Annotated in this window: 13 protein-coding genes; 11 read left to right on the top strand and 2 right to left on the bottom strand. The window is 45.4% G+C overall.

All coding sequences use genetic code 11. The annotated features are described in order from the left end of the window. Nucleotides 1-39: 39 nt before the first annotated feature. Entirely contained in the window at nt 40-744 is a 705-nt protein-coding gene (locus tag ACFI6L_RS13730) for a hypothetical protein (protein WP_462574212.1), read from the bottom strand. Nucleotides 745-1010: 266 nt separating this feature from the next. Here ACFI6L_RS13730 and ACFI6L_RS13725 point away from each other — a divergent pair, with 266 nt between their 5' ends. Further along, complete coding sequence (locus ACFI6L_RS13725) at nt 1011-1913, top strand: RDD family protein (RefSeq protein WP_462574211.1); 903 nt, start codon at nt 1011-1013, stop codon at nt 1911-1913. A gap of 143 nt (nt 1914-2056) precedes the next feature. On the opposite strand, the gene ACFI6L_RS13720 is transcribed toward ACFI6L_RS13725, so the two are convergent. Then, nucleotides 2057-4453 carry a Lon protease family protein gene (locus ACFI6L_RS13720; protein WP_014976416.1) on the bottom strand — a complete coding sequence of 799 codons (2397 nt, stop codon included), beginning with the start codon at nt 4451-4453 and terminating at the stop codon, nt 2057-2059. A 512-nt stretch (nt 4454-4965) separates the two neighbouring features. On the opposite strand from ACFI6L_RS13720, the gene ACFI6L_RS13715 reads away from it, so the two are divergent. The 10 genes from ACFI6L_RS13715 to ACFI6L_RS13670 all read left to right on the top strand — a co-directional run bounded on the left by ACFI6L_RS13715 (nt 4966) and on the right by ACFI6L_RS13670 (nt 15814). Further along, the gene (locus ACFI6L_RS13715; protein ID WP_371342667.1) at nt 4966-5583 is read left to right on the top strand and encodes an SRPBCC family protein; all 618 of its coding nucleotides are present in this window, start codon (nt 4966-4968) and stop codon (nt 5581-5583) included. Between the two features lie 311 nt (nt 5584-5894). Then, a complete protein-coding gene (gene leuS, locus ACFI6L_RS13710) occupies nt 5895-8498 on the top strand; it encodes a leucine--tRNA ligase (protein WP_462574210.1) in 2604 nt (867 codons plus the stop codon). Between the two features lie 11 nt (nt 8499-8509). Beyond that, the gene (locus tag ACFI6L_RS13705; RefSeq protein ID WP_462574209.1) at nt 8510-9046 is read left to right on the top strand and encodes an LPS-assembly lipoprotein LptE; all 537 of its coding nucleotides are present in this window, start codon (nt 8510-8512) and stop codon (nt 9044-9046) included. Nucleotides 9047-9061: 15 nt separating this feature from the next. Continuing rightward, on the top strand, nt 9062-10090 hold the full coding sequence (gene holA, locus ACFI6L_RS13700; protein WP_462574208.1) for a DNA polymerase III subunit delta: 1029 nt from the start codon (nt 9062-9064) through the stop codon (nt 10088-10090). Nucleotides 10091-10103: 13 nt separating this feature from the next. Continuing rightward, nucleotides 10104-10805: a nicotinate (nicotinamide) nucleotide adenylyltransferase gene (nadD, locus tag ACFI6L_RS13695; RefSeq protein WP_462574207.1), complete on the top strand. Its 702-nt coding sequence runs from the start codon at nt 10104-10106 to the stop codon at nt 10803-10805. Between the two features lie 17 nt (nt 10806-10822). Beyond that, nucleotides 10823-11140 carry a ribosome silencing factor gene (gene rsfS, locus ACFI6L_RS13690; protein ID WP_014949353.1) on the top strand — a complete coding sequence of 106 codons (318 nt, stop codon included), beginning with the start codon at nt 10823-10825 and terminating at the stop codon, nt 11138-11140. 116 nt (nt 11141-11256) lie between these two features. Beyond that, a complete protein-coding gene (gene rlmH, locus ACFI6L_RS13685; RefSeq protein ID WP_014949352.1) occupies nt 11257-11727 on the top strand; it encodes a 23S rRNA (pseudouridine(1915)-N(3))-methyltransferase RlmH in 471 nt (156 codons plus the stop codon). Between the two features lie 30 nt (nt 11728-11757). Next, entirely contained in the window at nt 11758-13671 is a 1914-nt protein-coding gene (gene mrdA / locus ACFI6L_RS13680; protein ID WP_462574205.1) for a penicillin-binding protein 2, read from the top strand. Continuing rightward, complete coding sequence (gene rodA / locus ACFI6L_RS13675; RefSeq protein WP_039229455.1) at nt 13671-14786, top strand: rod shape-determining protein RodA; 1116 nt, start codon at nt 13671-13673, stop codon at nt 14784-14786. The genes mrdA and rodA overlap by 1 nt, the downstream gene beginning before the upstream one ends. A gap of 5 nt (nt 14787-14791) precedes the next feature. Continuing rightward, the gene (locus ACFI6L_RS13670) at nt 14792-15814 is read left to right on the top strand and encodes a septal ring lytic transglycosylase RlpA family protein (protein ID WP_462574204.1); all 1023 of its coding nucleotides are present in this window, start codon (nt 14792-14794) and stop codon (nt 15812-15814) included. Nucleotides 15815-15960 lie beyond the last annotated feature (146 nt).

Below are 15960 nucleotides of genomic sequence, written 5' to 3'. Positions count from 1 at the left end.
TTCGGCGGTTTTTTTTAAAGCGTTATCTATCAGTAATAGTTAACTTTTCATTTTGATTAGCGTATCAGCTTCTACCGTGAAACGATTAAAGAAATCGTCTTCTAGTTCGCCGGTAATGCGCACGCGCTCGCCTTTCATTAGCGTTAGGTAACCATCCGCATCCACAGGTGCGTCCTCTAACTCATCAAGCTCTACCGTGAGGGTGGTATCGCCCACGTCAATTTGTAACGCTTCTTTGCCAATTGATTTAACGGTACCTACAAGCACCATTTCTTCATCGTCAAACTCAATGTTACTTGCTGTACTTAAATAAAGATCTGCCGAAGCCTGATTAACCGACTCAGCTAAGTAAACAGTATCCATACCATCAACAATCACACTCTGAGCAACTAACCTTTCGCTTGAAAACATGCCATCATCAAGACGCGCCGTTACCATGACTTCTTCGCCTTTCATTTTTGCATAGGCATTACTGTCAAGGTCGGTGTCTCTTAACTCAACAAAGATATTCCCGTCACCGTAATCTAACGTAAAGAATTTTGAATCTACAGCAGACACCTCACCGGTCAACGTAATCCACGTATCACCAGACTCAGATGTTCTGGACTCAGGTTGCACTGACGTTGAAGCTGCTTGCATTTGCGCAGTTTTCATCTCGTCAACGTTAGCTTGTGCCATTGCAGATGACCCCATCATTGCGACTGAAACCAGTGTTGCTGTAATCGTTTGTTTTGAGTTAAACATCGTAACCTCCTTAAAGGCATCATTGTTATCCATTCGATAAACTCTGATGCAAACCCAATGCCGCGCATATAAATCAATAGCTTAAGTGAAGTACACCTAATTTATCTATTTGCTAAAAAGAAAAATATTCCGGCTATTGAAGAGATTACAATGTATCTTGCATGCGTATTTGTGAGGTGCTTACCCTTCAGATAAAAGAGTTAAAATAATACGCCTTACTGTGTAAAGTAGTGTTATGGAATTAGGTTAAGCACAGTGGACGGCAAATGTCTCACCCTCATCAACATATTGATACGCCACCTATTAGTAGTGATGTCGAAAATAATACCGCAGATAAATTAGAAACCGTTGAAACAAAGGATATAGTCACGCCCTATGCGTTTGGCGTGGCTAACTCGCTGTTAAGCAAGCGTCTGGCTACACCTTTTCAACGAGGGTTGGCTCAGTGTATTGACCTACTATTTGTCGCCATTTTGAGCTCACTGGATGCACTGTTTTTGGCGATTATTGCTACAGTGACGTTTTATAAAGCTAGCCGCAACGTAGCCAATCAAAGCCATAAAAAAACTACGCGTTCATTTCTTCGAATAGGTGGAGCGTTCATGCTCTTTTGGACAGTGTTGCTTACGTTAGATGCTGCCAATGAGGCTAATTACTTTCGTGACGATGCAACTGTCAGCAACGTGATCGACTCGCCTAATCGCCCAGGTGAGAAAAATGGTGCGAATGATGATATTGGAGTAAATGAGCAAGCTCAAAATAAAGGTGTGCATGAAAATGGCCTACAGGAAGCTGAAGATATTGAAAGTGACCTAGCAGATTTCGATGACGCAACTTCAGAGCCCTCAGCAAACACATACAGCATTGTCGCGTGGATCAAAGGGTTAATTACTGAGCTTGGCTTAGGCTTTGGTTGGGCCGCGCTTTATTACAGCGTGTTTACCGCTTGGTTTAACGGAAAAACTCCAGGTAAACGACTGCTAAATATACAAGTACTCAAACTCGATGGTTCTGGACTGTCGCTATGGGAGAGCTTTGGTCGTTATGGCGGTTATGGTGCGGGTTTAGCAACTGGCTTGTTGGGATTTGTGCAAATTTACTGGGATCCTAACCGACAAGCTATCCAAGATAAAATTTCAGAGACTCTGGTCATCAGCACCCGCGATTAGCGCGCTCTGGTACTTGCGTTTAGCATTGAATGGCTGTGTGCACGTTCTACTGAAAAAGCGCATCTTTATTAGCGCATCAACCAAGATTAATGCAAAAATCAAGAAGCGCGTCTCGACACTGCAAGTACGCGCTTCGTTTTTATCTATTCGCCATCGCCCCCATTAACAATAAGCGCAATATTGTATAGACGGTTTACGGCATGGTAATTGATTGAATTTTTGGGGTAACGACCTTTACTGCTTATTTTACCCGCTTCCTGTTCCATCAAAATAGATAGCGCGTCATCAACGGTCTCTACAGTGTAAATATGGAACAGCCCTTTTTTCACAGCATCGATAACAGTGGCGTCTAATACCAAATTAATCGCATTTGATTTAGGAATAATCACGCCTTGCGTGCCGGTGAGGCCACGGTGTTGACACAAGTCGAAAAAGCCTTCTATCTTTTCGTTCACACCGCCAACCGCTTGCACTTCACCATACTGGTTTATGGAACCCGTGATAGCCAAGGTTTGTAAGCAAGGGATTTCAGTCAACGCAGAGATAAGCGCAACCAGTTCACCAAGGGATGCACTATCGCCATCAATATGTCCGTATGACTGCTCTAGCGCTATATTTGCCGATAGGGTTAACGGGAAATGTTGGGCATACTTGTTGCCCAAGTAGCCGTTTAACAACATGACGCCTTTTGAGTGAATAGGCTGTCCAAGCTCTACCTCACGCTCAATATCAACTACACCACTTGCGCCGGCAAATACAGTAGACGTAATGCGTGCAGGCGTACCAAATGCAGTGTCACCAATATCCAATACCGTTAACCCGTTTACTTTGCCTACCGCTTTTCCTTCAGTGGCAATTAGCACGTGCCCTTCTTTAATATCGTTTAATAGTGTTTGACTGACGCGGCCGGTGCGACGCTTCTTGGCACTTAATGCGGTTTTTAAATGATCGAGTTCTAGTGTGTCGGCATTAGATTTCTGACAGAAATAATAGGCTTCATTAACTAGCTCAATAACTTCAGCGAAGTGCGCAGATAGCTTTTCTTTATGTTCAGCCATTCTTAACGAGTACTCAACTAGCCTGCACATCGCGTTAGCGGTAATGCCTTTAAGTCCTAACTGAATAAGATGCGCACGTACTTTGCCCACGAAATCAAAAAGCGCCTGTCTGGTGACGGGAATTTCCAAATCAAAATCCACCAACACTCTAAACAGTTCATCAAACTCGTCATCGTAATCTTGCAGCGTGTAGTATAGATCACGCGAGCCTAACAGAACGATTTTCACATTTAAGTCGATGGGCTGTGGATTGAGCGTAATGTTGTTCACCATACCCACATCTTGCTGGGGTAAGTCCATGCGCAAGCGCTGCGACTTGATGGCAAGCTTAAGAGTATCCCACACGAAAGGTTGTTCAATAAGTTGGTCGACATCCAACAACAAATAACCGCCATTTGCACGATGGAGCGCACCGGGCTGAATCATGCGATAGTTTGTAAACACGCTGCCGTGAATGTTGGTGTACTCTATTTTGCCAAACAAATTTTGATAAGTAGGGTTCGGCTCATAAATAACAGGGGCTGCGTCATCGAGTTTATTCGACACCAAAACGTTAGGAAGAAATTGCTCTTCTAAAAATATCTTCTTGTCGAAGTCATCACTCTTCTCTTCTTTCTGCTCTTCACTGTGAATGACTAAGATAGCGTTGACCAATGCAGTTTTAAGCTGCTTGAGGTACTTCATTACCCCTAGCTCAGACGCGTATTTGTGCTCAAGCACTTTTAGCAGCGGCTTAATTCCCTGCTCTGCGGTCTTTTTGTCAAGCTCACGAAGACGCTCAGAGTTTTCGCGTTTCCACGTAGGCAGGCTTAACAGGCCTTCGCTTAACCTATTTTCTAGCTCGTCAATAAGAGTATAAAACCCTTCCCGTTGTGCGTCAGTTAATGACGCAAACTCTGTGTCACTTATTGGCTTGCCGTTAACGATAGGTGAAAACGTAATAGAGCCACCCTCTTCGTAAAGCGCAACATCATTCGCTTGTGCGTAACGCTCTACCGCATCGATAGCCGCATCGTACTTTTGCTCGAATTCTCTGGAAATTGACGCGCGACGGCGCTGATATCCCGGGTTATCAAAAGCAATGGGCAGTGAGTCTAAGACATCGTCTATAAGCGCAGCCATGTCCTTGTGGAATGCTTTTCCACCTCCGGGAGGAAATTTTAGCGCAACAGGTTCGCGCTCTTCGTCAAAATTGTTGATATAACAACAATCATCAGGCGCCGGTAGCTGGGCAACTTGGCGTTCAATGTAATCCTTCACTAGAGTGAAGCGCCCCGTAGCGGGCTCACCCATCACGTAAAGATTGTAGCCTTTGGTGTTAATACCTAACCCAAACGTAAGTGCTTCACGCGCACGCTCTTGCCCAATGAAGGTCGCATTTAGCGCTTCATCATCTTTTAAGGCACTGTTTATAGCTCGGCGATTTATGGTAGGTGAAAGCGCGTCTACATCTAACGCATATAATTTACTGTCTACAGACATGTCTGTTCTATCTTTGTTTCTTTACTTAAGTGAAACCCTAATTAACATTAGTGTCAAACGCTTATCCTGAATAAGGCAGCTTTGCATCGCTAATTGCACAACAAACAACCACCTTCATGATTTTAGAGAGGAATTGGCAAGCACTACGAGCTTTTTGTGGTCTTCATTAGAACTGATACCTTGCGACACAAGGTGTAGCATCTAATAAAAGCCGAAAAGGAGTTAAGTACGAAAGAACTTACTTCAATTTAACCGCTGCATTTATTTCTGCCGCATAATTTGGATCAGAGCATTAAAATCACAGCGTTAAGAAAAGCGCGCCAAGGTCTGAGCCGTAAGGACAATGTGGTCAAGACAAAGCTCTGAAGAATCCTGTAACAGTAAGGCTTTAAAGTAGGTAGCAACGCAAGCTGCTTTCAATTACCTTAGAAAACACAAGAACCGAAATTCGTTTTGGCGACGAGACCAGGTTTCGCGCGCAATAACCAATGAACAAAAACAGGGTAATAACAATGACAAAAAAATTGAAAACTCGCTCACCCCTTCTGCTCACCTCCGCTTTCCTTGCTACCTTTCTGGGTACGGCATTTTCTTCAATGAGTATCGCTAACGTAAACTATGCAGATAACTCAGGGTTTTCTATCACCAATGAGAGTGAAAGCTATGCGCCAGTTGAAGTCGTGTACTCTCATTTTATTCAACATGTGGATATGTGGTGGCCGAAAGACCACACATGGTGGAAAGGTGCTTTGCGCATAGATGAGCAGGCTGGGGGCTGTTTCTGTGAGACGACTGACACGGCGAGTGCAGCGCATATGCAGGTAAGCTATGTTGAACCGAACAAAAAAGTGGTGATGACAGGTGGCTTAGGGCCGCTTCAAGAGATGGGTATGTCAGGTGCACTGACATGGGAATTCAGCACAATAGCATCGAGCACATCACCGGATGCAAATACACAAGACGGTCGCATACCGAAAACTAAAGTCACCCTTACCTACCACGCCTCAGGTAATATTCACTTTAATGGCCAAAAAGCATCTAACGAAGACGCCGCCAATTTAGTTCGAGTAGTCGACAAAGTGCAGGCGCAACAACTAAATGCGCTAACCGCGTTTAGTGACAATAATTAGATGTGACACCGAGGCCTGTTTATCGACAAGATAAGATGGCGCCAAGACAAAGTAAGATGAGCAAATGGGGCGAGTTCTGGTGTTCAATCGGCGTAAACTGTGTCATTAATGCTCACTTTTCAAGCAAGCAACAATAAATATTGCCAAGTTCGGTGTTAAGCTATTGAGGCATGGCTTAGCGCTGGGTTATTCTATTGGGCTATATGTATGTTAAGTGGGTGAATCCCACGCGCGGTTAGTTGGCGTTGCTACAAACTCGCCTTATGCCGCCCCATAAACGTTTTAACTTTTAATGCGGAAGCCTAAGTTTCATGGCCGATAATCAGTACAATCCGAAAGACATTGAACAACGCGTTCAGCAATACTGGGAAGAAAACCAATCGTTTAAAGCAAATGACGACGTAGAAAAAGAAAAGTTCTACTGCCTGTCTATGTTCCCATACCCTAGTGGCCGACTTCACATGGGCCACGTGCGCAACTACACCATTGGTGACGTGATCAGCCGTTTCCAGCGCATGCAGGGTAAAAATGTATTGCAGCCTATGGGTTGGGATGCTTTTGGTCTTCCGGCTGAAAATGCAGCAATTAACAACAACACTGCACCTGCGAAATGGACATACTCAAATATTGATTACATGAAAAACCAACTTCGCTCGTTGGGTTTCGGTTACGACTGGGATCGCGAAGTAACCACATGTAAATCAGATTACTATCGCTGGGAACAGTGGTTCTTCACACGCCTTTACGAAAAAGGTCTTGTTTACAAGAAAAACTCTACTGTGAACTGGGACCCTGTAGACCAAACTGTTTTGGCTAATGAGCAGGTAATCGACGGTCGCGGATGGCGCTCTGGTGCGCTGGTTGAGCAAAAAGAGATCCCTCAGTGGTTTATTAAAATTACTGACTACGCCGAAGAACTTTTACAAGACTTAGAACAGCTTGAAGAATGGCCAGACCAAGTACGCGCAATGCAGGCAAACTGGATTGGCCGCTCTGAAGGTGTTGAAATTACCTTCGATTTAGCGTCAGCGGTTAACGACATTGTCGATTTGACGGTATATACCACGCGTCCAGATACCTTCTACGGCGTTACTTACGTTGCAGTGGCTGCGCAGCACCCTCTTGCCGAATTCGCAGCAAAATCGAACCCAGATTTAGCGGCCTTTATCGACGAATGTAAAAACACCAAAGTTGCTGAAGCTGAATTAGCAACCATGGAGAAGAAAGGTTTCGCCACGGGCTTTGAGGTTGTTCACCCACTAACCGGTGAAAAGCTTCCAATTTGGGTCGCTAACTTCGTGTTGATGGACTACGGTTCAGGCGCGGTAATGGCCGTTCCTGGCCACGACCAGCGCGATTGGGAATTTGCGACTACATACAACCTACCTATTCAACAAGTCATTGCGCCAAACGCAGGTGATGAAGACAAGTGCGACCTTACCGCCTCTGCATTTACTGAAAAAGGTAGCTTGATCAATTCAGCTAAGTTCGACGGTCTTGAGTTCGATGCCGCATTTAATGGTATTGCTGATGAACTTGAAAGCAAAGGCTGTGGAAAGCGCAAAGTAAATTACCGTCTTCGTGACTGGGGCGTAAGCCGTCAGCGCTACTGGGGCGCACCTATTCCAATGCTAAATTTGGAAAACGGTGAATCTGTTCCGGTTCCTGCTGACCAACTACCGGTTGTTTTGCCTGAAGACGTAGAAATGAATGGCGTTACCTCGCCAATTAAAGCTGACCCTGAGTGGGCAAAAACCACATACAATGGCGAAGCCGCGTTACGTGAAACGGATACTTTCGACACCTTTATGGAGTCATCGTGGTACTACGCGCGCTATGCCTGTGCTACTAACAACGACGCCATGCTTGACCCGACATCAGCAAACTACTGGTTGCCGGTAGATCAATACATTGGTGGTATCGAGCACGCTATCTTGCACTTACTTTACTCGCGTTTCTTCCACAAATTATTACGCGATGAAGGCTTGGTAAACTCTGATGAGCCGTTTAAGCGTTTGCTGTGTCAAGGTATGGTATTAGCCGACTCTTACTATCGTGAAGACGCGTCGGGTAAGAAAACCTGGTTCTCGCCTACCGAAGTAAGCACTGAAAAAGACGATAAAGGCCGTATTGTTAAAGCATGGCTAACCGCTGACGGTGAAGAAGTTATTCACGGCGGTATGACGAAAATGTCTAAGTCGAAGAATAACGGTATCGACCCGCAAGAAGTTATTGATCAGTACGGTGCCGATACAGTGCGTTTATTTACCATGTTTGCTGCGCCACCGGAGCAAACCCTTGAATGGGTAGATTCTGGTGTTGAAGGAGCAAACCGTTTCTTACGTCGTATCTGGAAATTAGTGACCGAACACGTTGAAAAAGGCACGCCAGAAGCGATTGATGTTAAGGCACTGTCGAAAGACCAACAGGCACTTCGCCGTGAGGTACATAAGACCATTGAAAAGGTGTCTGATGACTTAGGCCGTCGTCAAACCTTTAACACTGCGGTTGCAGCAGTGATGGAATTGTTAAACCACCTTCAAAAAGCACCACAAGAAAACGCGCAGGACATCGCAATTATGCGCGAAGCCTGTGAATCTATCTTGTTGCTTCTAAACCCTATTACGCCGCACATCGCTCACGAGCTATGGAAAGTGTTGGGTCACAGTGAAGATATCGATTTAGCACCATGGCCACAGGCTGATAAAGCCGCATTGGTTGAAGACGAAAAGCTAATCATCGTTCAGGTTAACGGTAAGGTTCGCGCTAAGATGACAATTGCTGCTGATGCTAGCAAAGAGAGCATTGAAGCATCTGCGAAAGAACAGCCTAACGTTCAGCAATTCATCGAAGGTAAAACCATTCGTAAAGTGATTGTTGTGCCTGGCAAGCTTGTAAACATTGTAGCTAACTAGGTCAGATACTGATGAAAAAGCACTTACAATTCGCAGTCGCTGTGTTAGGAACCGTATTGGTTACTGGCTGTGGCTTTCATTTGCGAAGTAGCCCTAGCCTACCTGACGACATAAACACCGTTGCTATTGAAAGTGCCCGAGCACACGCGCCCTTGGCGCGTGCGCTTGATAAACGCTTAAACGTTTACGGTTTATCCAGTGTTAGCGTAGATAAAACATCGCGCTCTAACCAAAACGTAAACATCTATTTGCTTCCAGAGAAACTAGAACGTCAGCTGTTGTCGGTTTACCCTTCGGGTCAAGTTGCTGAATATGAACTAATATATGTTGTGCGTTACCGCGTGCAGTTTCCTGGTAAGGAAGCGGTAGTGGTGCAATTTGAAGTAGTACGCGACTATCAAGACGACCCTGACCAAGTGTTGGCAAAGTCTCGTGAACTTGAATTGATGTTAAGTGAAATGCGCGATGAAGCCGCTGATATCATGATCAGACGCCTTTTCAGTCAGGCAGCCGCTGCACCAAATGCATCGACTTCAATTAGTCAGTAAACATCAGAATTTTTCATGCAGATTTATCCAAACCAATTTAGCCAAGATATCACCAAGGCACTTCGCCCGTGCTATCTGGTGTTTGGAGATGAACCCCAGCAGAAGTTTGATGTCATTGAGCAAATACGCGCTAAAGCAAAAGCCAATGGCTTTGAAGAGCGTACAGTACTTGTTGCTGAAACCGGCTTTAACTGGAATCAGTTGATTGAAGCCACGCAAAGCATGTCGCTTTTCTCAAGCCAACAGTTTATTGAATTAGAGCTACCTACGGGAAAACCGGGCACTGAAGGCAGTAAAATGCTGCAAGAAGTCGCGGCGTCATTAAACCCCGATATTTTGTTGCTGGTTCACGGCCCCAAAATTGGCAAAGACGTGCAGCGCGGCAAATGGTTTAAAGTGCTTGATGATTTGGGCGCGTCGGTATTGTGTTACCCGTTGGAAGGCAAGCAGCTCAATGCATGGCTCAACCAGCAGTTAATTGCCCACCAACTCTCCGTATCAGCGTCGGGTGCTAAAATGATTGCTGATTTCTGCGAAGGCAACATGCTTGCTGCTAAACAAGAAATTGACAAGCTCGCCCTACTCTATCCACACCAGTCTATTTCAGACGAACAAATTGAAAAGGCGATGGTCGATCAGTCGCGCTTCAACGTGTTTCAACTAGTTGACGTTATGCTTAGCGGCGACAGTACCCGCTGCATAAAAATGCTATACCGATTAGAGAGCGAGGGTCTGGAGCCTAACATCATTATTTGGGCGCTGATTCGAGAGTGGGAGCAGTTATGGAAACTAAAACTAGCGCAGCAAAGCGGTGCCCCCATTCAGTGGCAAAAATTCGGTATTTGGCGTAATAGACAAGGTTTTTATCAAAGTGCATTGAATCGTCTGAGCGTCGCGCAGCTAGAAGACATCCAAAAAGCGTTGACTCAGTCAGATCATGCATTCAAACAAAATGTCATTGCCCGCCCTTACGTCGAAATGTGTCACTTGTGCATGATGTTCATGGGTATGGACCTTCGCGAAATTCCTTTGTTACAGGCATAATGGGCAAGTCTAAGTGAGTCTTTCCGGCGCTTCTCGAGCATATCCAACGGTGAAAGCCATTCTTGGTGGTACGTTTAATCCGCCGCATAAAGGCCATATTGGTGCGGCACTAAAAGCGGCGGATGAAATTGGCGTAAACCACGTTCATCTCATGCCTTGTAAATTAGCTCCGCATAAGTCAGTAGGTGTGTCAGAAAGCCATCGGGTAAAAATGATTGAACTTTGCGCCCAAAACAATGACAGACTTATTCCAGAGTTAATTGAACTGACGCTTCCGTCACCCTCTTATACAGTTAAAACACTGCGTGCACTTAAAGAGAAAAGCGATGACACAATCTGTTTTTTCATTGGCGCTGATTCACTGTATAATCTAGACAAATGGTACGAGTGGGAACACCTGCTCGATTATTGTCACTTAGTGGTTATGCGCAGAGACGACGAAAAATTTTCGCCGCCTCCCGCAATACAAGCTTGGTTAGATTGTCATGTGGCTAACGATAAAAATGTTATTCACGCAAAGCCTGCAGGCCATGTAGTGTTAACCAACACACCGCTGTTTAGTGTTTCATCTACTGAAATTCGTGACGTACTAGCAGGTGCTGCTACGCCTGAAAAAGCGGGTACGCCAAACAGTTCAAATGCTGACCTATCTAACTTATGGTTAGAAGAAAGCGTTTTAGATTACATAAACGAACATCAGTTATATAAAAGTTAAGTAAGTGAGGAAAACTCTTGGAGAGTCAACAGCTCAAACAGTTTGTTAAAGACAAAATTGACGATATGAAAGGCCGTGATGTTATTGAACTAGACGTTCGCGGCAAATCAAGTATTACAGATACCATGATCATTTGTTCAGGTAACTCAAAGCGCCACGTTTCATCTATTGCAGAAAATGTCATGGTAGAAGCGAAGAAAGCGGGCCACGCACCTGGAAGCGTGGAAGGTAAGGAAACCGGCGAATGGGTTCTGGTTGATTTTGGTGATGTTATTTTGCACGTTATGCAAGATGAAACCCGTGATTTCTACCAGCTAGAGAAACTGTGGTCGTAGTGGCGTAAACGCCTGCTATAAACATGCAGTAACACGGTCAATAAAGGCCATACTTAAATGCGTATGGCCTTTATTGTATAAGTGAAATACTAATTCCTGCGGTAAGGGTAAAAGAAGTGCGTATACAAATCGTCGCGGTCGGAACAAAAATGCCAAGCTGGGTAAGTACAGGCGTGGATGAGTTTATTCGTCGTTTCCCTAGCGACATGCCAGTGTCCTTTACTGAAATACCCGCCGGAAAGCGAGGCAAAAACGCGGATATTAAGCGCATTTTGGAAAAAGAAGGCGAGCAAATGCTAGCCGCTATTCCCAAAGGAAATCGCATTGTTACGTTAGAAGTAACAGGTAAACCCTGGGACACTCCCACGCTTGCTAAACAACTCGACAATTGGAAAATGGACGGGCGCGACGTAAGCCTGCTTATTGGTGGTCCAGAAGGGTTAGCACCAGAATGTATTGCTGCGTCGGAACAAAAGTGGTCCTTATCAGCCTTAACTCTACCCCATCCACTTGTTAGGATCATTCTTACAGAAAGCTTATACCGCGCGTGGTCGGTGACGCAAAATCACCCTTATCACCGTGAGTAATTGGTCGCTTTATTAATGCAAAGGAAGTCAATGCAACGAAAACGTCAAGCAATACGGGACCACTCCGCTGAAGCGAACTTGTTCGCGCGCCGAGCGACCATTGCTTTTATTATTGTTGTGGCCATGTTGGGCATTGTACTTAACAACCTCTATTCTTTGCAGGTCACCCAATTTGAAGATTATCAAACCCGGTCTAACGGTAACCGAATTAAAGTGCTGCCCGTAGCGCCTAACCGCGGTCTCATTTATGACCGTAACGGCGTGCTTTTAGCCGAGAACCGTCCGGTTTTCAGTTTGGAAGTTATTCCAGAGCAAGTGGATGATATTGAACAAACCCTTGCAGATCTGACCGAATTAATGAGCATCACCAGCGATGAAATTGAACGCTTTCAATCTACGCTAAAAGGAACGCGGAGATTTAAACCCGTTGCGCTTCGCACTCAGCTAAGCGAAGAAGAAGTTGCTCTGTTCTCTGCCAGCAAACACAAGTTTCCGGGTGTTCAAATTGAAGCGCGTTTAGCTCGTCATTACCCTTATAAAGAAACGCTTACCCATGCACTGGGTTATGTTGCACGCATTAACAAGCGAGACTTACAAAAACTCGTTGAAGCAGGCCAAGAAGATAATTACGCCGCAACCCACGATATCGGTAAGCTAGGCATAGAGAAATATCACGAAGAGCTGCTTCATGGAAAAGTGGGTTATCAGCAGGTCGAAGTAAACAACCAAGGCCGAATTATTCGTGTACTCAGTGTTGAGCCACCAACACCGGGCAAAGATATCGTACTTAACCTGGATTTAGAGCTTCAGTTGGAAGCCCAGCGAATAATAGAAGGCATGCGCGGCGCTGTAGTGGTTACCGATGTTAAAACAGGTGGCGTACTGGCACTATATTCTAACCCTAGTTACGACCCCAATTTATTCGTGCACGGTATCAGCAGCAAGAATTACTCTGCGCTACTGAATTCGCCAGACCGCCCGCTAATTAACAGAGCGACACAAGGACAATACCCTCCCGCTTCTACCATTAAACCGCACCTTGGTTTTGTTGGACTAGAAGAAGGCATTATCACCAAAGACTACACCATTAACGATACAGGACGCTATCAATTGCCAAATGTGTCGCACGTGTGGCGCGATTGGCGTCGATGGGGACATGGCAAAGTTAACGTATCAAAAGCAATAGAAGTGTCGTGCGATACTTATTATTACGAGCTAGCGTATAAATTGGGTATCGATAAAATCAGTGAATCTATGTACGAATTCGGATTCGGAGATTTCACGGGTATCGATCTTTATGAAGAGTCAGATGCCAACATGCCTAGCCGAGGCTGGAAACGCGCTCGCTTTAATCAACCTTGGTATATTGGTGACACCATTCCCGTTGGTATAGGACAGAGCTACTGGACCACCACGCCGGTACAGTTAAATACATCGGTTAACACGCTGATCAATGCTGGGGAACGCTATATTCCACAAATCATTCGCGGTTATATGAACACCGATAGTTCTGTCGACCTTATCCCACTTAAGTCGCTGCGGCCTATAGAAATTAAGAACCGTAACAATTTAGATGTGGTGTTAAACGCCATGCGCGATGTTGTGAGTGGCGAAGAAGGCGGCGCGCGTCATGCATTTGCAGATACCCCTTACGACTCTGCGGGTAAGACAGGAACAGCACAGTTGTTTACCGTTGGCCAAAATGAAAAATATGACGCTACTAAAATTGATGAGCGTCTTCGAGACAATGCCATGTATGTTGGCTTCGCACCTTTCAATGATCCAGAGATATCGGTAACCGTGGTCCTTGAAAACGTAGGCGGTGGTAGTAAGAACGCAGCACCCGTCGCCCGTCAAATCATGGATTTCTATTTCAGAGACCGTGTTTTTGAAACTGCCGAAGCTGACTCGGCAAACAATGATAATGAATTAGGGACAAACTAGTGAAGAGAACCACCATAAACCCTAATAAAATGAGTTTTCTTCAGCGCATTCATATCGATGGATGGCTGTTAGTCGGGCTACTCGTGCTAAGTTGTGTTGGGCTATTTACTCTGTACTCGGCGTCAGGTCAGGATATGGAGCAAATGGAGCGCCAGTTTATCAGGCTGGGATTTAGCTTTATCGTTATGTTCGGATTAGCCCAAGCCCCTTTGGGCGTGTTTAGGTTTTTCTCAACCTATGCCTATGGTGCAGGCCTGCTCATGCTAATTGCCGTTTTATTATTTGGTGATATGGGCAAAGGCGCACAGCGCTGGCTAGACCTGGGCTTTATCCGTTTTCAGCCCTCTGAACTGATGAAGCTTGCCGTGCCTATGATGGTTGCATGGTATATCAGTAAATTCACTATGCCGCCACGCACCACCCACATTATCGTTGGGTTTGGTTTGGTGGTCGTGCCCACCATTCTCATTGCAAAGCAGCCTGATTTAGGGACCTCGTTACTCATCGCCAGTTCAGGTATCTTTGCCATATTCCTGGCAGGTATGAGCTGGCGTCTTATTTCAGTAGTGGGCGGCCTCATTGGCGCGTTTGCGCCTGTGATGTGGTTCTTTTTAATGAAGGATTACCAAAAGCAGCGGGTTCTTACTTTTTTGAACCCAGAAAGCGACCCGCTAGGTTCTGGCTACCACATAATCCAATCTAAAATTGCCATTGGTTCCGGTGGTGTAGACGGCAAAGGCTGGCTGCAAGGCACGCAATCACAACTCGAGTTTTTACCCGAACGTCACACCGACTTTATCTTTTCAGTATTCAGTGAAGAGTTTGGTCTTACCGGTGTAATGTGTTTAATGGCAATATACATTTTTATAATTATGCGCGGCCTTATAATTTCTAGCCGGGCACAAGACGCCTATGCAAAATTGCTTGGCGGCAGTATTACCCTTACCTTTTTTGTTTATGTATTTGTAAACATGGGCATGGTGTCCGGATTACTTCCCGTGGTGGGTGTTCCCCTTCCTCTAGTGAGCTTTGGAGGAACATCTATGGTGACTTTAATGGCAGGTTTTGGCATTCTTATGGCCATTGCCACTCAGAAACGTTTAATGTCTAGATAACTTGTATGTTGCAACGCCTTTTTTCGGTACTTGATTTTGTAAAAGCGGGTTTAGTTAATGCGGGTCTTGTTGCCCAAAATCTGGCAAACGGACAGTTCTTTCGCTATGGCTCAGCTGTTTTTATAGTTTTGGCATTAGTGGGATGCCAAAGTGCACCTACACAATCTGGTCGCTATACTCAAAAGCAAGACTCAGCGCCTAAGCACGTTGCCAAGAAACCAGAAACACTTGATGCTGTACCAAAATACGAAGCCTACCGCATGTTTAACAGCAGGCCTTACAAGGTACTGGGCAAGCACTACACGCCAATGGATAGTGGTAAAGGCTATGAAGAGGTTGGTTATGCCAGTTGGTATGGTCAGAAGTTTCACGGTCACTTAACCTCAAATGGCGAAACTTACAATATGTTTGCCATGAGCGCGGCTCACAAAACATTGCCACTGCCCTCTTACGTGCGTGTTACTAACTTGGAAAATAACAAACAAGCGATCGTCCGCGTTAACGACCGCGGCCCTTTTCACGATGATAGAATTATCGATTTGTCGTATGCAGCCGCAGTAAAACTAGGCTACCACAGCAAAGGCACAGCGCGAGTCAAACTTGAAGTTATCCACTTTGACGAACAAAACAATGTGACGGTGGGAAACAGTCCAACCGTTACATACGATGAATACTTGGGTATTGCGGTAGTACCCGCACCGGCCTTGGCAGCAACTTCACCCACCCCGCCATTAGCCCCCTCTTCGAACACCGCGGATACCAATACAAGCAGCAGTGGGAAAAGTAGCAACGCGGTAATTGATGCGATCTATATTCAAGTTGCTGCGCTTTCAAACGCCGAGAAGGCAAAATCTATCTCTAACGTGCTATCGGCGTTATATCAAATTCCCGCTCACCTGCCAGTAGCAGATAACATTTATAAACTACAGCTTGGCCCTATCCACGATGAAGCTGTCGTCGCGGAGGTTCTTGAACAATTAAAGCAAAATGGCTATCCCAACGCTTACGCGATTACACAGACCATGTAGTTGGTTGGGTTGTCGCACGCTCATAAAAACAACGACATTGTGGCAGCATTGTGTCATTCAGCAGGCAATATCACGGTTTCTTCGCCTAATACCTACAATCGCGTAAACTTTTTTGATAAAACCTAGTCTTATAAGCAGCCTTTCGT

The sequence above is a fragment of the Alteromonas sp. G4i35 genome (assembly GCF_054960375.1).
This window is presented reverse-complemented; position numbering and strand designations above follow the sequence as displayed.